Genomic DNA, 17268 nt, shown 5'->3' with positions numbered 1-17268 from the left:
AGAAGGTTACACATTATTTCTCATTTTGATATTTCCACGACTGAGGTTCCCGATCCACTGTCCTTAACGGTAGGTTTATGTATCGCATACTGGATTCCCGACGCCAATTTCAGGTATTCCAATACTTGAGGCAATTGCTCGTCCTTGAAACGGGCTGTTATTATGGACTTGAGTATCTCGTTATCTTTTACCTCGAATACTACATGATAATGACGTTCCAGCGTTTTCAATACTTTATCCATCGGATGGTTCCTGAAGATAATCTCCCCGTTCTTCCAAGCCGTGTCATATTCGGTATTCACGCCGAACACCTTGATCTTGCCAGCGCCCTTTTGATACTCGGCTTTCTCGTTTGGCTTCAACATCTGTGTCATTCGCTTTCCTCCGGACACGACGTTCAGCTTTACCGATCCCTCTACCAAGGTGGTCTCTATCATACTCTCGTCTTTGTAAGCGGATACATTGAAAGAAGTTCCCAACACCTCTACCGAGTAATCTTTATCCGCTTTCACAATAAAAGGCTTATGGGCATTCTTCGTCACCTCGAAATATCCTTGTCCGGTTAATTCCACCGTACGGGTATCCGCATTGAAGTCCGAAGGATATCTCAATTCGCTATTGGCATTCAGCCAAACCTTAGAACCGTCAGGTAAATCGAACGCCGAAACCACCCCAGGATTCGTGCGTACGGCTAGCGTACGCACGTTCCCTTGACCCTGCTGTATGAACAAATAAGCGGATAAAAGAAAGACTGGAATGAATAACACGGCCGCAGCCCGTTGAATAACACCTAACACTTGTCTTAAAGCTAATCTTTTCTCTTTCTTATGGATTCTTGATTTAAAACGAGACAACGCCTCGTCCGGGTTCACGGTCCGCATGACTTTTAGGCGACTTGCCACTTGAGTCGTAAAATAGACCTGCTCCAACAGTTTCTCGTTTTCTAGAGAGGCGGCCCGCCAGTTTTTCACCTCCGCAGCTTCCTCCTCGGTCAACATCCCATCGATGTATCGGATCAATATGTCTTCGTTTATTTCCATTTTTTCTTGTTTCTATAATTAATACAGTTGAGACAAAAGATGTACTAAACAAAAAAACGATTTTTTTCAAGAAAATTGAATAATGGCAAAAATACCGTTCCTAAAGAAAGGCTCAACAATATCCCTCTTTCTACTGTTTTACCACAAAATGAGACTTCTTATGGTAAAGATTCTTTTAAAACGGATTTATGAGGAGCCAAGTGAGGCGGATGGTTATCGCATTCTTCTCGACAGGCTATGGCCCAGAGGACTGAAGAAAGAGGATGCGAAGTTTGACGAATGGAGAAAAGACATCACTCCATCTAAGGAGTTACGCCAATGGTTCCACGAGGATAAAGACAGGCATTGGGAAGTATTCCAAGGTCGCTACGGGATGGAGATCAAGCAGAACCCGGATTTCATTCCTTTCTTACGAGAGATCGAGAAGCATCCGGTTGTCACTTTCCTCACGGCAGCGAAGGATGTACAACATAGTCATCTACCTATATTAAAAGAAGCCATCGAGGATTTCGAGAAAAACAAATCATAAAAATAAAAAGACCTATGAAAAGTATCGTATTGCTTCGCCACGGCGAAAGTGTATGGAATAAAGAGAACCGGTTCACCGGTTGGACCGATGTGGATTTGACAGAAAAAGGCGTGGCCGAAGCTTATAGGGCCGGCAACCTATTGAAAGAAAAAGGATATGTGTTCAATAAAGCCTATACCTCTTATTTAAAACGGGCCGTCAAAACCTTGAATTGTGTATTGGATCGCATGGACCAAGACTGGATCCCGGTGGAGAAGAGCTGGAGGCTGAACGAGAAACATTACGGATCGCTACAAGGGTTGAACAAGAGCGAGACCGCCCAAAAGTATGGAGACGAGCAAGTCTTGATCTGGCGTCGCAGTTACGATATAGCCCCGCTTCCCCTATCGGAAGGCGACCCTCGTAACCCTCGCTTCGATATCCGCTACAAAGACGTGCCGGATAAAGAGTTGCCCCGTACGGAATCCTTGAAAGATACGGTTGAGCGGATTCTCCCTTATTGGAAAGAGGTTATCTTCCCGACGCTCCGGACCGCCGACCAGATCCTTGTCGCCGCTCACGGAAACAGCTTGCGGGGAATCATCAAATATTTAAAAAACATCTCCGATGAAGAGATCGTTCATCTGAATCTCCCGACAGCCGTTCCATACGTGTTCGAGTTCGATGATGACTTGAAACTCGTGAATGATTATTTCCTTGGCGACCCGGAGGAAATCAAGAAACTCATGGAAGCCGTAGCCAACCAAGGAAAGAAAAAGTAGCGGGATTCATGCCTCTTATCCGGAATTATTCATTAAGTTTGCAACCAAACAAACTTAAACACTATTGTGGACGAGAACGCAGAACGAATTTCACTAGAACTTATCGTAGGAGACGAACAAGCGTTCGACACCGTGTACAAACAATATTACCGGGGATTGTGCGCCTTCGCCTCCCAATATGTAACAGTACCAGAATCGGAGGAGATCGTACAAGACGTGATGATGTGGCTGTGGGAAAACCGAAAATCCCTAGTAGCGGACATGTCCCTGAAATCACTCCTCTTCACCATTGTCCGCAATAAATGCCTCAATACGATCAGCCACATACAGGTTAAGCAACAAGTGCACGAGAGATTGTACGCCAAGTTCCAAGAGCAATTCGAGAATCCTGATTTTTATATAGGAGAACTGATGGCCTTGGCCTCCAAGGCCATCCGGGAGCTCCCGGATGAATACCGTAAGGCATTCGAGATGAACCGTTTCGAGGAAATGACCTACAACGAGATCGCCGAGCGGACAGGCGTATCCCCCAAAACAATCGCATACCGCATCTCTCAAGCGCTCAAGATATTACGGACGAAATTAAAGGACTATATCCCTTTATTGGTATGGCTGCTTTACGAACAAACACGCTCATAACGGAGGAAGCATCCTACCGCCATGAGCGTTTTTTTAATGAGTCAAAAGACTTATTTCACGAACGGTGCTTTCAATAAATAATCCACGCAGCCTTTCACGCCCTCAAACTGGGAACGTCCGTCAGGCATACCCTCCAACTCCACGAAATAATCCTTGATTCCATTCGCGTAAGCTTGCTGGAATATATTCTCGAAATTCATCATCCCGGACTCGCCTAGAATAGCACGGTCCTTGATGTGCAATACCTTAATACGGTTCGGATATTTCTTCAACCACTCTATCGGATCTTGTTGTCCCATCACGGCCCAATAAACATCCATCTCGAAAAATACAAGCGAAGGATCAGTATTCTTCAAGAACAACTCATAGATGCAATCTCCTTTCACACGCCTTCCCAGCTTGGCCTCCGTACTACCCGGATTTACCTTGGCGAACTCCATCTCATGGTTGTGATAGCCGAAAGGAATACCGGCCGCTTTCACGATCTTACCCGCCTCGTTAAAAATCTCGCAGACGAAAGCGGTTTCCTCGGTGCTACGGGTACTCGGTTGCCCGGGCTGGATCAAGTACTTCACGCCTAGTTTGGCATGGTCATCAGCCGTCTTCTTCCAATACTCGGAGATCTGGGAGCGATTGGCCTTCGTGTACTCACGTACCGGAGGATTCACGTGGGAACTGGTGATCTTCAATCCGGCATCATCCACCATCTTCTTGAATTCCATCATGTCTACACCGCCGATCTTGCCTTCCTTGTAACCGGCCAATTCCAGATTCGTGTACCCCATTTGCTTGATCTTTTTCAATCCACCGGGTACATCCGCATAAAGTTCCTTGCCTAAAGAATAGATTTGTAAACCAACTGTCTTAGCGGCCATCGTTTCAGAAGTGACAGGTTTAGCCGCATCTGCGCTCCCGACCTTTCCGGCCATCAGGCCACCCAAGGTGAAAAGGGACGCATTCTTTAAAAAATCTCGTCTATTTATCATGATTATTAGAATTAAGTCAGTCCAAAGATAGAGATTATAATCTAAAAAAAGACCGCATAGGATGGAAAAATCCACCTATACGGTCCACAAATGGTATACATTATATAATAGGACTCGATTAACGGCGAGGCTTGATATCCAACTTCACCGGCTTGATCATATTCTCCGGGCTTAAGATCGTATCCAATTCCTCCTTGGTCAAGATACCATGATCCAGTACCAATTGATAAACGCTAACACCGGTCTCCAACGCCTCCTTCGCGATCTTGGTCGAGTTCTTATAGCCGATTACCGGATTCAAGGCCGTCACCACGCCGATGCTATGATGTACCTCCTCACGGCAACGATCCTCGTTAGCGATAATACCGTCCACGCAACGGGTACGCAAGGTATCGAAACCATTGATCAGCAAATCCACGGACTCGAAGCAGCATTGTGCCATCACCGGCTCCATGGCGTTCAGCTCCATCTGGGCGGCTTCCCCGGCCATGGTCACACATAATTCATTACCCATTACCTTATAAGCGATCTGGTTCATCACCTCCGGGATCACAGGATTCACCTTACCCGGCATGATAGAAGAACCCGGCTGCATAGCAGGCAAGTTAAACTCACCCAAACCGCAACGAGGGCCGCTTGCCAACAAGCGAAGGTCATTACATATCTTATTCATCTTCACGCAAACCCGCTTCATGGCGGAAGCATAGCCTACCAAGCAAGAAGTATCCGAGGTAGCTCCTACCAAATCGGAGGAGAGACGGATATCCCATCCGGTTATCTCACGTAAAGCCGCGATACATTTCTCCGCGTATCCCGGCTCGGCACAAATACCCGTACCGATAGCGGTAGCTCCCATATTAACCACCAAGAAATCGGCGGCGGCCTCATTCAAGTGAGCGATCTCATCCTGCAAGATGCTGGCGAAGCCATTAAAGGTCTGCCCCAACGTCATAGGTACGGCATCCTCCAACTGCGTACGTCCCATCTTGATAATTTGCGAGAACTCCTCCCCTTTCTTACGGAAAGAGGCGATCAATTCCTCCAAATGGGGAAGCAATTGAAGATGCTTAAAATACATACCGATATGGATAGCGGTCGGATATGCGTCGTTCGTGGATTGCGAGCAGTTCACATGGTCGTTCGGTGAGCAGTATTGGTATTCACCCCGCTCATGCCCCATCAGCTCCAAGGCACGGTTGGCGATCACCTCATTCGCGTTCATATTCGTAGTGGTACCCGCTCCGCCTTGGATCATATCCACCGGGAACTGGTCGTGATGTTTACCATCGAGAATCTCCCCACAAGCGGCGATGATAGCGTCTTTTTGCTCTACGGTAAGCAAGCCTAATTCAAAGTTAGCCATGGCAGCCGCCATTTTTGTTATAGCTAATCCTTTAATGAATAAAGGATATTCGCTCAAACGGAATTTACTGATTGAGAAATTCTCGATTCCTCTCAAGGTTTGAACTCCGTATAATGCTTCGGCGGGGATTTCACGAGCGCCGATCAAATCGCTCTCTATGCGAGTTTTTCCAGTTAATTTAGTATCCATATTAGAAATATTAATCGTTTTTTATTGTTTCCGCAAAGGTAGAAACTATTATTTTGAAAGCAAATTATTCTTCGAAATAATAAAAACAAATACCAAAAACGTCAATACACGTCTACACAAGGCTCAATGAATTACAATTTGTCAATAGAGCAGTTTTAATAGACCTTCTGATCTTTTTTATCTCATTCATAAAAAAAGTACGATTTTATTTGCTGTTTGTCAAAGATTCCATATATTTGCTGCCGTAATAACAAAACAGAGTCATGATAACATTCGTAGTAAATACATATTGGTGGTGGCGCTCCGTACAACTCAAAAGGTCGTAAGGAACGAAGACTCGTATGTATATATAAACACTACATAAAGATATAAAGAGGTCTGTCGCACTTGCGGCAGGCCTCTTTTCTTTTTATGGCAAATTCAAAAGGAAAATAACTAAAATAGATAAAAGATGAAAACGTATCAAGTTGACAAGAATGGTTACTATGGTGAGTTCGGCGGGGCTTATGTTCCCGAGATCCTTCATCAATGCGTGGAAAATTTACAGAATACCTATCTGCAAGTGTTGGAGAGCGATAGCTTCAAGGAAGAGTTCGATCAGTTATTGCGTGATTATGTAGGCCGCCCCTCCCCTCTTTACTTGGCCAAACGGTTGAGCGAGAAGTACGGATGCAAGATCTATTTGAAACGGGAAGACTTGAACCATACCGGAGCACATAAGATCAACAATACGATCGGCCAGATCCTCCTAGCCCGCCGCATGGGGAAGACCCGTATCATCGCCGAGACGGGTGCCGGACAGCATGGAGTGGCTACGGCTACGGTATGTGCCTTGATGAATATGGAATGTATCGTTTATATGGGGAAGACAGACGTGGAACGCCAACATGCCAACGTACAGAAGATGGAGATGCTGGGAGCTACCGTCGTGCCCGTGACCTCGGGAAACATGACCTTGAAAGACGCCACAAACGAGGCGATTCGTGACTGGTGCTGTCATCCTTCGGATACGTATTATATTATCGGTTCTACGGTAGGACCCCATCCTTATCCGGATATGGTAGCCCGGCTGCAATCCGTTATCAGCGAGGAGATCAAGAAGCAACTGCTGGAGAAGGAAGGAAGGGATCACCCGGATTACCTGATCGCCTGCGTAGGCGGGGGAAGTAACGCCGCCGGTACGATCTATCATTTCGTGGACGACGAGCGGGTGAAGATCGTCTTGGCCGAGGCCGGCGGCAAGGGCATCCACTCCGGCATGAGCGCCGCCACGATCCAATTGGGTAAAGAGGGCATCATCCACGGGGCACGTACCTTGGTCATGCAGAACGAGGACGGACAGATCGAGGAACCTTATTCTGTTTCCGCCGGCTTGGATTACCCGGGCATCGGCCCGATCCACGCGAACCTCTCCGTAGAGCACCGTGCGCAAATCCTAGCGGTCGATGATGACGAGGCGTTGGAGGCTGCTTTCGAGTTGACCCGTTTGGAAGGAATCATCCCGGCCTTGGAAAGCGCCCATGCCTTGGGAGCCTTGGCCAAGGTAAACTTCAAGCCGGAAGACGTGGTGGTACTGACTGTCTCGGGCCGTGGCGATAAAGATATGGACACTTACATTAATTATAAATTGAGAATTGAAAATTGAAAATTATATGATGGATTATACCTTTAGGACAATAAGCAAGAAGGTGATGGGCGACCTTCATACGCCCGTAAGCATCTATCTGAAGGTGCGGGATATCTACCCGGAATCGGCCCTGTTGGAAAGCTCGGACTTCCACGGAAACGAGAATAGCCTTTCCTTTATAGCGCTCCGCCCCTTGGCGAGCATCGGTATCAACAACGGAGAATGCACGGCTACCTTCCCGGACGAGACCCGTGAGGTTACCCCGCTCACCGAAGACTATAACGTACCCGAGGCGATGAACGCTTTCCTCGGCCGCTTCAAGGTGGAGGGAGCGGACAAGAAGGTCTGCGGATTATTCGGCTACACGGCTTTCGATGCCGTCCGTTATTTCGAGAACATCCCGGTCATGGAAGTTCATCACGAGGAGAACGACGCCCCCGATATGCTATACATATTATATAAGTATATCCTTGTCTTCAATCATTTCAAGAACGAGTTGACCCTAGTGGAGATGCTCCAAGAGGACGAGGCTAGCCGGCTGGAAGAAATCGAGACATTGATCGAGAACCGTAACTTCGCCTCCTATAACTTCCAGACAGCGGGTCCCGAGACCTCCCCGATCACCGGCGAGGAATACAAGGCGATGGTCCGCCAAGGCATCAAGCACTGCCTCAGGGGGGATGTCTTCCAGATCGTATTGAGCCGTCGCTTCGAGCAACCGTTCAAGGGAGACGACTTCAAGGTGTACCGGGCTCTTCGCAGCATCAACCCCTCTCCTTATTTGTTCTATTTCGATTTCGGAGGTTTCCGTATCTTCGGCTCTTCCCCCGAGACGCATTGCAAGGTAACGGGCAGACACGCCAGCATCGACCCGATCGCCGGGACCGCTTTCCGTACCGGTAATATCGAGGTAGACAAGCAGCGTACCGAGGCCCTGCTTGCCGATCCCAAGGAGAACGCCGAGCACGTGATGCTGGTAGACCTCGCCCGCAACGACCTCAGCCGGAACGCCCACGACGTGCAAGTGGATTTCTATAAGGAGGTACAATACTACAGCCACGTCATCCACCTCGTATCCCGTGTGAACGGCGAGATCAACACCGATAGCGACCCGGTAAAGACCTACGTCGATACCTTCCCCGCCGGCACGTTGAGCGGAGCCCCCAAAGTACGGGCCATGCAATTGATCACCGACATCGAGCATCATAACCGGGGCGCTTACGGCGGCTGTATCGGCTTTATCGGTCTGGACGGTGATTTGAACCAAGCGATCACGATCCGTACCTTCGTCAGCCGTGGCAACGTACTTTACTATCAGGCGGGAGCCGGGATCGTGGCTAAGAGCAACGATGAGCGTGAATTACAAGAGGTAAACAATAAGCTGGGAGCCTTGAAGAAGGCGATAGATCTAGCGGAGAAATTAATCAATTGATTATCCGGTTGTAGAGACGGGGCGTGCCCCGTCTCCCACAGTCTGATAGTATTTTAAGTTACCATTTTGAAAGGATGAGACGGGGCACGCCCCGTCTCTACAACAACAACAATATATATAAAATGAAGATATTATTATTTGATAATTACGATTCCTTCACCTACAATTTGCTACATATATTGAAGGAACTGGGTGCGGATGTAGAGGTACACCGCAACGACAAGATCTCCTTGGAAGAGATAGAGCGTTTCGATAAGATCTTACTATCCCCGGGACCGGGCATCCCCGAGGAAGCCGGCATCCTCCTCCCCTTGATCCGCCGGTACGCCCCGACAAAGAGCATCCTAGGTGTCTGCCTAGGCGAGCAGGCCATCGGCGAGGCATTCGGCGCCACATTGATAAACCTTACCGACGTGCATCACGGCGTTTGCTCCGATATACGGATTGTCGCTAAAGATCCTATCTTCGAGGGACTGGAACCGGGTATACGTGTTGGGCGTTATCATTCTTGGGCGGTCTCCAAGGAAAACTTCCCGGATTGTCTGGAAATCACGGCGGTCGATACGGAAGAAGGACAGATCATGGGCTTGCGCCATCGTGAGTACGATGTACGAGGTATCCAATTCCATCCGGAATCCGTGTTGACACCCAAAGGGAAGACAATTATAGAGAACTGGCTGAAACGCTAATTACCTCCTAAGGCACTTATAGTTTCTTCCTAACGAAACATCAGTTTCTCTATGGTGAAACTAATGTTTCTCAAGCAAGAAACAAGAGTTTTCCCCTAGAGAAACAAAAGTTTTTCGATAAAGAAATATCGCAAAACTGCAATATTTTATCATTCAACACATTACAGACATGAAGCAAATATTATACAGATTATTCGAGCACCAATATCTAGGTCGGGAAGAAGCCCGGAATATCCTCCAGAATATAGCGGAGGGACGCTACAACGATTCCCAGATCGCCAGTCTGATCACCGTATTCCTGATGCGCAGTATCTCCGTAGAGGAATTGACCGGATTCCGGGAAGCTTTGCTGGAGATGCGTGTACCGGTAGATTTAAGCGAATACAAGCCGATCGATATCGTAGGTACCGGAGGCGACGGGAAAAACACGTTCAACATCAGTACCTGTTCCTGTTTCGTAGTGGCCGGTGCCGGTTACCATGTCGTAAAGCACGGTAACTACGGGGCTACCTCGGTGAGCGGTGCCAGCAACGTGATGGAGCAACACGGCGTAAAATTCACGAACGATATCGATAAGCTACGTACCTCCATGGATACCTGCCATATCGCCTACCTCCACGCCCCCTTGTTCAACCCGGCGCTGAAAGCGGTAGCTCCGGTACGGAAGAGCCTCGGCGTGCGCAGCTTCTTCAATATGCTCGGCCCGCTGGTCAACCCGGTCATGCCTACTTACCAATTGTTAGGCGTATATAACCTCCCGCTACTCCGCCTATATAATTATACGTATCAAGAGAGTGGTACCCGTTTCGCCGTGGTACATAGCTTGGACGGTTACGACGAGATCTCCCTCACGGCCGATTTCAAGGTAGCCATGCCGGAGAAAGAGAAGCTTTATACCCCGGAGATGCTCGGATTCAAACGTTGCACGGAAGCGGACCTCGATGGCGGAGAGACCCCGGAGGAAGCGGCCCGTATCTTCGACGCCGTATTAGGGAACAGGGCTACCGAGGCCCAAAAGAGCTGCGTGATCGCCAACTCCGCCTTCGCCATCCAAGTGATCTGTCCAGAGAAGAAGATCGAGACGTGTATCGCCGAGGCACGTGAATCATTGGAAAGCGGAAAAGCATTGGCTACATTCCGTAAATTTATATCTTTGAACCAAAGATAAAGAAACATATCCTATGAAAAAGGACATCTTACAAGATATTATCGCCAATAAGCGCATCGAGGTAGCCCGGCAGAAACAGGCCGTAAGCTTACAGACCTTATTGGCTTTAGGTAGCGACCGTATGGAGCGTGACACACGTTCCATGCGTGCGGCGCTGGAATCATCCCCCTCCGGTATTATCGCCGAGTTCAAGCGTAAAAGCCCCTCCAAGGGCTGGCTGCATCCGGGTGCGAATATCGCCGACGTGGTGCCCGCTTACGAGGCCGGAGGAGCCTCCACCTGCTCGATCCTTACGGACGGGGATTTCTTCGGAGGTTCCTTGGGCGACTTGCAAAAGGCCCGCAAGCTGGTGGATCTCCCATTACTTCGCAAGGACTTCATCATCGATACCTACCAACTCTTCCAAGCCCGGGTGATGGGCGCCGACGCTGTCTTGTTGATCGCCGCCGCCCTTACGGAAGAAGAATGCCGGATACTCGCCGAGACCGCCCATAGCCTGCAATTGGAAGTCTTGCTGGAAGTCCATAGCGAGGACGAGCTCAAATACATGAATGCGGATATCGATATGCTCGGCGTGAACAACCGTAATCTCGGCACCTTCCATACGGATGTAAACAACTCATTCAAGTTGGTCGATAAGATGCGAGGCTTCTCCCCTCTTTTAGTGTCCGAGAGCGGAATATCCGAGACCGATACCGTACGCCAATTGCGTGAGGCCGGTTTCCGTGGATTCCTGATCGGAGAGACCTTCATGAAAACCGAGAGGCCGGGCGATACCCTAGCCGATTTTATAGGAGGACTGGCATGATCATCAAAGTATGCGGAATGCGAGACTCCCGGAACATCCAAGAAGTCTCCGCCCTAGCCGTCAACTGGATCGGCCTCATCTTCTACGAACGCTCCCCGCGCTTCATCGGGCAAAGCCCGACGAAGCAGTGGACAGTGGACAGTGGACAATTGACAGTTAAATACCGCTTGTCGCAACTGTCAACTGTCAACTGTCAACTATCAACTAAAAAAGTGGGCGTTTTCGTCAACGCTACCATCGAGTCCATGATGGAGACAGCCTCCGCCTACAAGCTAGACTATCTCCAACTTCACGGTAACGAATCGCCGGAAGATTGCCACACCCTACAGAAAAGAGGATACTCCTTAATCAAAACCTTCCCGATCGCCTCCAAAGAGGATTTCAAGAAGACCAAGGAGTATGAGGGCCGGGTGGATTATTTCCTTTTCGATACGAGATGCGAGGGCTATGGAGGCTCAGGCAAACGTTTCGATTGGTCCATCCTAACCGAGTATAAAGGAGAGACTCCCTTCTTGCTCAGCGGAGGCATCCGTCCGGAAAACGCAGAGGCGATCCGGAACTTCCGGCATCCCCGTTTCGCAGGTATCGACCTCAACAGTGGCTTCGAGATTGAGCCGGGATTGAAAGACATCGACAAACTAAAGAATTTCATCCAACAAATTTTACATCTAACAGTAATGAATCGCATCACAAACTTATTCCAGACCCAGAAAGACGGAATACTCTCCGTCTATTTCACCGCCGGTTATCCGAACTTAAACGATACGGCAAGCATCTTAAAAGCCTTACAGGCTAAAGGTATCCACATGGTAGAAGTAGGAATCCCTTTCTCCGACCCGATGGCAGACGGCCCCGTCATCCAAGAGGCCGCCACGCAAGCGTTGCGTAACGGGATGTCACTCCACCTCCTATTCGAGCAATTGAAAGAGATCCGGAGCGAAATACAGATCCCGATCATCCTGATGGGCTACCTGAATCCTATCATGCAATACGGTTTCGAGAAATTCTGCGCCAGTTGCGTAGAGGCCAGCGTAGACGGAATGATCATCCCCGACCTGCCTTATGCCGATTATATCTCCGATTACAAGGAGATAGCCGATCGCCATGACCTGAAAATGATCATGCTGATCACCCCAGAGACCTCCGAGGAACGAATCCGGCTGATCGATGCCCATACCAGCGGATTTATCTATATGGTATCCAGCGCCGCCACGACCGGAGCCCAACAAGACTTCAACGAACAGAAGCAGGCCTATTTCCGTCGTATCAACGCCATGAACCTACAGAATCCCCGCTTGGTAGGTTTCGGCATCAGCAATAAAGCCACTTTCGAGGCGGCGACAGCTCATTCTTCCGGTGCCATCATCGGTAGCAAGTTCGTCCAGTTACTAAAGAGCGAAGCTACTCCCGCCGAGGCGGTCGATAAGTTACTGGAAGCCCTAAAACAATAGGAACCCTATTCATGTTTACATATAAAAACAGTAAATAGTCCTATGAATAACTTCACTTTTCACAACCCAACCCGTTTATTATTCGGTAAGGGCATGATTGAGAAACTGAGTACGGCCATCCCGATGGTGCATCGCATCATGATCACCTTCGGAGGAGGTAGCGTAAAGCAAAACGGTGTGTACGACCAAGTGATCAAGGCGCTAAAGGATCGTGACTATATCGAGTTCTGGGGCATCGAGCCTAATCCCACCATCGAGACCTTGCGAGAAGCTATCCAGATAGCGAAAGGCAAGCAGGTGGATTTCCTATTGGCGGTAGGCGGTGGCTCCGTCATAGACGGGACGAAGCTAATCTCCGCCGGCATCCAGTACGACGGTGATCCTTGGGAATTGGTACAGAAAGGGTATTACTATCATACCGTGCCCATGGGTACCGTACTGACCCTGCCCGCCACAGGTTCCGAGATGAATAGCGGGGCCGTGATCTCCCGGAAAGAGACGCAAGAGAAATTCCCGTTCTACAGCAATTTCCCCGTGTTCTCGATCTTGGACCCGGAGACGACCTTCAGCCTCCCCCCGTATCAAGTGTCTTGCGGTATCGCCGATACCTTCGTCCACGTGATGGAGCAATATATGACTACGACCGACCAATCCCGCTTGATGGATCATTGGGCGGAAAGTATTTTAAGTACCTTGGTTGAGATCGCCCCGAAGATCAAGGAAGATCCGAGGAATTACGACCTGATGGCAGATTTCATGCTATCCGCCACGATGGGCTTGAACGGCTTTATCGCTATGGGCGTAACGCAGGACTGGGCTACCCATATGATCGGACACGAGCTAACCGCCCTTCACGGATTGACGCATGGAGCGACCTTAGCGATCGTCTTCCCCGGAACCTTACGCACCCTACGCAAGCAGAAAGAGGGCAAGATCCTGCAATACGGCGAACGGGTATGGGGTATCAATAGTGGAACGACAGAGGAACGGGTAAGCCAAGCCATCGAGAAGACCGAGCAATTTTTCCAAAGCCTCGGTTTATCTACCCGCCTCAGCCAAGAGAAGATCGGCAATACGACAATCACCGAGATCGAGAATCGCTTCAATGAACGAAACGCCGCCTTCGGGGAGGCGAAGAATGTAACGGGTAGCGTGGCACGGGAAATATTGGAGAGCTGTAAATAACGTACAACTTGTAGAGACGGGGCGTGCCCCGTCTCTACAAATGGGTATAGGTTTTATCTTAACAGGACTACTACTTGGATCGGGCCATGCGCCCCGAATACCAAGGCTTGTTCAATATCAGCAGTCTTTGAGGGACCGGACATGAAGACTCCGTAATCATAATCCATAGTGGCAGTACGGCGGTAAGCCTCATTCATCGTATGAACCAATTGAGTCTTGTCCAACAAGATCACCAAAGCGTTCGAGATAAAGTACAGACCTTTATAACGTACCTGACGGGGTAACCAGACAGCGGCATTCTCCGCCACGCCGAAACTACCCTCCACCACAGATACGTCCGTCCCGTTCAACTCCCGGGGATCGGTCAGCTCATCCGGGTTAAAGGTAGCGCAAGTAATCTCCTTCAAATTCGAGGCGATACGTTTCGCCTCCGGAAACTCACGGCGGATCACCTCATTCACATCCTCGCCGGGCTTTAACTCGATGGCCTTGCCACCCGCCCCGGCTAACACCTCCGAGAACGTAGCCAACTTATCCGCATAGGTAATCGCCTCCAACGTAAGCTCAGGCATCTCGTGGCGTGCACCCGTATGACGACGGATACTCGCCAATATAGAATCTTTACTACTCATTATCTCACCTTATTATTCTTCCACATATCATTAAACGACTCCTTGGCGAAAGCCGGAAGCTCACGTCCCTTGCCCCAAGCGTTCAAGCCATTGTAGACCATGAAACGAGGCAAATGATTCACTACCGGAGCAAACTTCAACGCCGTATTGAACAATCCCGGACGTTCCATCAGGAACTTCATCCCGAAAGACATCACTTTCTTCTCCTTGCTCGCCTTACCGATCTTATCCAAATCTTGTCGCCAACGGTAAATCTGCTCGCCCAAATCGATCTTTACCGGACAAACGTTCGAGCAAGAAAGACATAAGGAGCAAGCCGATACGTTATCCGAATATTCCTCCGGATTCCTCAGCATACCCAAGTTGATCCCGATCGGTCCCGGAATGAAATATGTATACGAATAGCCACCACTCCTGCGATATACCGGACAGGTATTCATGCACTCGCCACAACGGATACAATTCAACGTACGAATATGATCCGGTTTCGCCAAGATATCACTACGCCCGTTATCCACGATAATGATATGGAACTCTTGTCCCTCGGACGGACGGCGATAATGGGAAGTATAAGACGTGATGGGTTGCCCCGTACCCGAACGAGCCAGCAAACGAGTGAATACGCCCAATGCCTCCAGATTCGGTACGATCTTCTCCATCCCCATCGTAGCGATATGCACCTTCGGGAAGGAGGTTCCCATATCGGCGTTTCCCTCATTGGTACAAACCACGATCTCGCCCGTAGAGGCGACGGCGAAGTTAGCGCCCGTCATCGCCACGTCGGCATGCAGGAATTTCTCACGCAGATTCTTACGGGCGGCATGCGTCAGGTAGGTAGGGTCGATATTCCCTTTCTCCGTTCCCATCTCACGCTCCATCATCTCGCTGATCTGCTCCCGTTTGATATGGATCGCCGGCATCACGATATGGCTCGGGGCCAAATGCATCAATTGCAAGATACGCTCACCCAAATCGCTCTCCACCACATCGATTCCTTTCGACATCAAGAACTCGTTCATATGGCATTCCTCCGTCAGCATCGATTTGCTCTTGATCAGGTTCCGGGCATCATGCTGGCGCAAGATCCGCAAGACGATCTCGTTATGCTCCTCGGCATCTTTCGCCCAATGCACGATAGCCCCGTTGGCGATCGCGTTTTTCTCGAACTCCTCCAGAAGCGTGTCCAGATGGCTGTTGGAGTAAAGCTTGATCTCCGAGGCCAACTCCCTCAACCGCTCCCACTCGGGAAGCGAATGGCTCATCTTATCCCGTTTGGTACGTACCATCCAAAGCGTATGGTCGTGCCAAGCCTCATTCTCCTTATTCTCTAGGAAACGGGCCGCTGCTATAGCATGTTTCGTACTCATAATCCGGACGCTAATATTTGAACGATGTGAATAGTCTTGATCGGAAGTTTCTCCCGCTTGATAACCCCTTCCATATGCATCAGGCAAGAGCTATCCGCACCGGTGATATACTCGGCGCCGGTACTCATATGATCCTTTACCTTGTCTTGTCCCATGCAAGTAGAGACCTCAGGCTCCTCGATGGCGAACATACCGCCGAAACCGCAACATTCGTCCACCCGCCTCGGCTCGAACACCTCGATACCTTTCACCAAGGAAAGAAGATCACGTAACTTGGAATAGTACGGGATATTACGCTCGCTGGGCGACGAGAGATGCAACTCACGCACCCCGTGGCAACTATTATGGATACTCACCTTATGCGGGAAAACGGCCGGCAGGGATTCCGGTCTCACCACGTCGTGCAAGAACTCGCAGATATCATAAATCTTCTTGCTGTTCATACAAACGTGATCCCGCTTCTCCAAGATATGGGGATGGTTCTCTTTTACGAAGGCTACGCAACTGGCCGAGGGGCCTACCACGTAGTCATAGTTCTTAAACTGTTCCTCCATCCGGAGGGCCAAGCGAGCCGCCTCATCCTCGAAGCCGGCGTTCGCCATGGGTTGTCCGCAACAGGTCTGGTCCATCGGATAATCGACATCCACACCCACATGCCTCAACAATTTATACGAGGCGATACCCACTTCGGGGTACACCGCGTTAATGTAACATGGGATAAATAATCCTACCTTCATACTAATTTTATCTTATATATCATATACGACACCGTATATAATTAACACCTACAAGCCCCTCATAGCTGCATATTGGCCCTTACCCTGCTTAATGTCTCGGGAGTCATCAGCAAATAAGAGGCGATATGGGACAAGGGGGCACGCTGCACGATCTCAGGGTGTTCTTTCAATAAGCGGGCATAACGTTCATTAGCGGTCTCGAAACGAAGGAAATCCGCCTTCCGTTGAGACAGGATCAGCGAATTCTCCAACAGGCGGCGATACATGACCTCGATCTCGTAATCCTCGGCGCACAATGCCAATAAAGGATCATGAGGAATGCCATACAGCACCGTATTCTCCAAGGCCTCCACCAACAGATTAGCGGGACGCTGGCGCAAGAAGCTCTCGATGCAAATGAAGATGTTGTCCTCGCTGGCGAAATGCTCGGTCAGCTCTTTCTTATTCTTGAAGTAAAACTGGCGAACCATTCCCTTATAGACATAACCGAGTTGCGTACAAACCTCTCCTTCGCTCAAAAACAGGGCGCCTTTTTTCAATTCTGTCCGGATTAAGATAGAGGCCAGTTTCTGGGCGGCTTCCTCACTGAGTAGAATCGATTGCGCCGCGATCCTGCGAGCTATAAATATCGCTGTATCCATATTCATGGTTGTTTTTGTTTGTTT

Annotated in this window: 17 protein-coding genes and 1 pseudogene; 11 read left to right on the top strand and 7 right to left on the bottom strand. The window is 49.4% G+C overall.

Annotation, left to right across the window (positions count from 1 at the left end):
• Positions 1 to 20 precede the first annotated feature (20 nt).
• Complete coding sequence (locus tag ACYIA1_RS04400) at positions 21 to 1040, bottom strand: FecR family protein (protein ID WP_005863089.1); 1020 nt, start codon at positions 1038 to 1040, stop codon at positions 21 to 23.
• 160 nt (positions 1041 to 1200) lie between these two features.
• On the opposite strand from ACYIA1_RS04400, the gene ACYIA1_RS04395 reads away from it, so the two are divergent.
• The 3 genes from ACYIA1_RS04395 to ACYIA1_RS04385 all read left to right on the top strand — a co-directional run bounded on the left by ACYIA1_RS04395 (position 1201) and on the right by ACYIA1_RS04385 (position 2969).
• On the top strand, positions 1201 to 1569 hold the full coding sequence (locus ACYIA1_RS04395; RefSeq protein WP_008779678.1) for a DUF488 domain-containing protein: 369 nt from the start codon (positions 1201 to 1203) through the stop codon (positions 1567 to 1569).
• Between the two features lie 14 nt (positions 1570 to 1583).
• A complete protein-coding gene (gene gpmA, locus ACYIA1_RS04390) occupies positions 1584 to 2330 on the top strand; it encodes a 2,3-diphosphoglycerate-dependent phosphoglycerate mutase (protein WP_048928687.1) in 747 nt (248 codons plus the stop codon).
• Between the two features lie 66 nt (positions 2331 to 2396).
• Positions 2397 to 2969, top strand: coding sequence for an RNA polymerase sigma-70 factor (locus ACYIA1_RS04385; RefSeq protein ID WP_480334504.1), 573 nt, complete (start codon positions 2397 to 2399; stop codon positions 2967 to 2969).
• Between the two features lie 50 nt (positions 2970 to 3019).
• Here the strand turns inward: ACYIA1_RS04385 and ACYIA1_RS04380 are convergent, their stop codons facing one another.
• Both ACYIA1_RS04380 and ACYIA1_RS04375 read right to left on the bottom strand, forming a co-directional pair.
• On the bottom strand, positions 3020 to 3955 hold the full coding sequence (locus ACYIA1_RS04380; protein ID WP_008779676.1) for a sugar phosphate isomerase/epimerase family protein: 936 nt from the start codon (positions 3953 to 3955) through the stop codon (positions 3020 to 3022).
• Between the two features lie 118 nt (positions 3956 to 4073).
• On the bottom strand, positions 4074 to 5507 hold the full coding sequence (locus ACYIA1_RS04375) for an aspartate ammonia-lyase (RefSeq protein ID WP_005863095.1): 1434 nt from the start codon (positions 5505 to 5507) through the stop codon (positions 4074 to 4076).
• Positions 5508 to 5958: 451 nt separating this feature from the next.
• Here ACYIA1_RS04375 and trpB point away from each other — a divergent pair, with 451 nt between their 5' ends.
• From trpB to ACYIA1_RS04335, 8 genes and pseudogenes are all read left to right on the top strand, one after another.
• Positions 5959 to 7152, top strand: a complete 1194-nt coding sequence (gene trpB / locus ACYIA1_RS04370; protein WP_122369237.1) for a tryptophan synthase subunit beta — start codon at positions 5959 to 5961, stop codon at positions 7150 to 7152.
• A 10-nt stretch (positions 7153 to 7162) separates the two neighbouring features.
• Positions 7163 to 8566, top strand: a complete 1404-nt coding sequence (locus ACYIA1_RS04365) for an anthranilate synthase component I family protein (protein WP_122369295.1) — start codon at positions 7163 to 7165, stop codon at positions 8564 to 8566.
• Positions 8567 to 8688: 122 nt separating this feature from the next.
• Positions 8689 to 9255, top strand: a complete 567-nt coding sequence (locus ACYIA1_RS04360; protein ID WP_008772464.1) for an anthranilate synthase component II — start codon at positions 8689 to 8691, stop codon at positions 9253 to 9255.
• Positions 9256 to 9424: 169 nt separating this feature from the next.
• Positions 9425 to 10423, top strand: coding sequence for an anthranilate phosphoribosyltransferase (gene trpD, locus ACYIA1_RS04355; RefSeq protein WP_022192169.1), 999 nt, complete (start codon positions 9425 to 9427; stop codon positions 10421 to 10423).
• A 13-nt stretch (positions 10424 to 10436) separates the two neighbouring features.
• Complete coding sequence (trpC, locus tag ACYIA1_RS04350) at positions 10437 to 11231, top strand: indole-3-glycerol phosphate synthase TrpC (RefSeq protein ID WP_048928683.1); 795 nt, start codon at positions 10437 to 10439, stop codon at positions 11229 to 11231.
• Positions 11228 to 11878: pseudogene (locus ACYIA1_RS04345) on the top strand (phosphoribosylanthranilate isomerase); the annotation flags it as partial. The gene trpC and the pseudogene ACYIA1_RS04345, both read left to right, overlap by 4 nt.
• A 30-nt stretch (positions 11879 to 11908) precedes the next feature.
• Entirely contained in the window at positions 11909 to 12682 is a 774-nt protein-coding gene (gene trpA / locus ACYIA1_RS04340) for a tryptophan synthase subunit alpha (protein ID WP_036628951.1), read from the top strand.
• 42 nt (positions 12683 to 12724) lie between these two features.
• The gene (locus ACYIA1_RS04335) at positions 12725 to 13867 is read left to right on the top strand and encodes an iron-containing alcohol dehydrogenase (protein ID WP_480334500.1); all 1143 of its coding nucleotides are present in this window, start codon (positions 12725 to 12727) and stop codon (positions 13865 to 13867) included.
• Positions 13868 to 13920: 53 nt separating this feature from the next.
• Here ACYIA1_RS04335 and ACYIA1_RS04330 read toward each other — a convergent pair whose 3' ends face one another.
• Genes ACYIA1_RS04330 through ACYIA1_RS04315 form a run of 4 tightly spaced genes read right to left on the bottom strand, consistent with a single transcriptional unit; the run spans position 13921 to position 17244 of the window.
• The gene (locus ACYIA1_RS04330; protein WP_022192174.1) at positions 13921 to 14499 is read right to left on the bottom strand and encodes a LutC/YkgG family protein; all 579 of its coding nucleotides are present in this window, start codon (positions 14497 to 14499) and stop codon (positions 13921 to 13923) included.
• Positions 14499 to 15866 carry a lactate utilization protein B gene (locus ACYIA1_RS04325; RefSeq protein WP_009017214.1) on the bottom strand — a complete coding sequence of 456 codons (1368 nt, stop codon included), beginning with the start codon at positions 15864 to 15866 and terminating at the stop codon, positions 14499 to 14501. The genes ACYIA1_RS04330 and ACYIA1_RS04325 overlap by 1 nt, the downstream gene beginning before the upstream one ends.
• Positions 15863 to 16603, bottom strand: coding sequence for a (Fe-S)-binding protein (locus ACYIA1_RS04320; protein ID WP_057318880.1), 741 nt, complete (start codon positions 16601 to 16603; stop codon positions 15863 to 15865). Before ACYIA1_RS04320 ends, ACYIA1_RS04325 begins: the two co-directional genes overlap by 4 nt.
• 59 nt (positions 16604 to 16662) lie before the next feature.
• Positions 16663 to 17244, bottom strand: a complete 582-nt coding sequence (locus ACYIA1_RS04315; RefSeq protein WP_005857857.1) for a Crp/Fnr family transcriptional regulator — start codon at positions 17242 to 17244, stop codon at positions 16663 to 16665.
• Between the last annotated feature and the right edge of the window lie 24 nt (positions 17245 to 17268).

The organism is Parabacteroides sp. KHUB-02, from assembly GCF_056640955.1.
The sequence above is the reverse complement of the archived record's forward strand: the minus strand, read 5'-3'. Positions and strand labels throughout refer to the sequence as shown.

Coding starts and splice junctions, on each gene's coding strand:
- trpA (WP_036628951.1), top strand. CDS start 11,909: ATGAATCGCATCACAAACTTATTCCAGACCCAGAAAGACGGAATACTC.
- ACYIA1_RS04380 (WP_008779676.1), bottom strand. CDS start 3,955: ATGATAAATAGACGAGATTTTTTAAAGAATGCGTCCCTTTTCACCTTG.
- ACYIA1_RS04320 (WP_057318880.1), bottom strand. CDS start 16,603: ATGAAGGTAGGATTATTTATCCCATGTTACATTAACGCGGTGTACCCC.
- ACYIA1_RS04375 (WP_005863095.1), bottom strand. CDS start 5,507: ATGGATACTAAATTAACTGGAAAAACTCGCATAGAGAGCGATTTGATC.
- trpB (WP_122369237.1), top strand. CDS start 5,959: ATGAAAACGTATCAAGTTGACAAGAATGGTTACTATGGTGAGTTCGGC.
- ACYIA1_RS04360 (WP_008772464.1), top strand. CDS start 8,689: ATGAAGATATTATTATTTGATAATTACGATTCCTTCACCTACAATTTG.
- trpD (WP_022192169.1), top strand. CDS start 9,425: ATGAAGCAAATATTATACAGATTATTCGAGCACCAATATCTAGGTCGG.
- ACYIA1_RS04365 (WP_122369295.1), top strand. CDS start 7,163: ATGGATTATACCTTTAGGACAATAAGCAAGAAGGTGATGGGCGACCTT.
- ACYIA1_RS04335 (WP_480334500.1), top strand. CDS start 12,725: ATGAATAACTTCACTTTTCACAACCCAACCCGTTTATTATTCGGTAAG.
- ACYIA1_RS04330 (WP_022192174.1), bottom strand. CDS start 14,499: ATGAGTAGTAAAGATTCTATATTGGCGAGTATCCGTCGTCATACGGGT.
- ACYIA1_RS04395 (WP_008779678.1), top strand. CDS start 1,201: ATGGTAAAGATTCTTTTAAAACGGATTTATGAGGAGCCAAGTGAGGCG.
- trpC (WP_048928683.1), top strand. CDS start 10,437: ATGAAAAAGGACATCTTACAAGATATTATCGCCAATAAGCGCATCGAG.
- ACYIA1_RS04325 (WP_009017214.1), bottom strand. CDS start 15,866: ATGAGTACGAAACATGCTATAGCAGCGGCCCGTTTCCTAGAGAATAAG.
- gpmA (WP_048928687.1), top strand. CDS start 1,584: ATGAAAAGTATCGTATTGCTTCGCCACGGCGAAAGTGTATGGAATAAA.
- ACYIA1_RS04315 (WP_005857857.1), bottom strand. CDS start 17,244: ATGGATACAGCGATATTTATAGCTCGCAGGATCGCGGCGCAATCGATT.
- ACYIA1_RS04400 (WP_005863089.1), bottom strand. CDS start 1,040: ATGGAAATAAACGAAGACATATTGATCCGATACATCGATGGGATGTTG.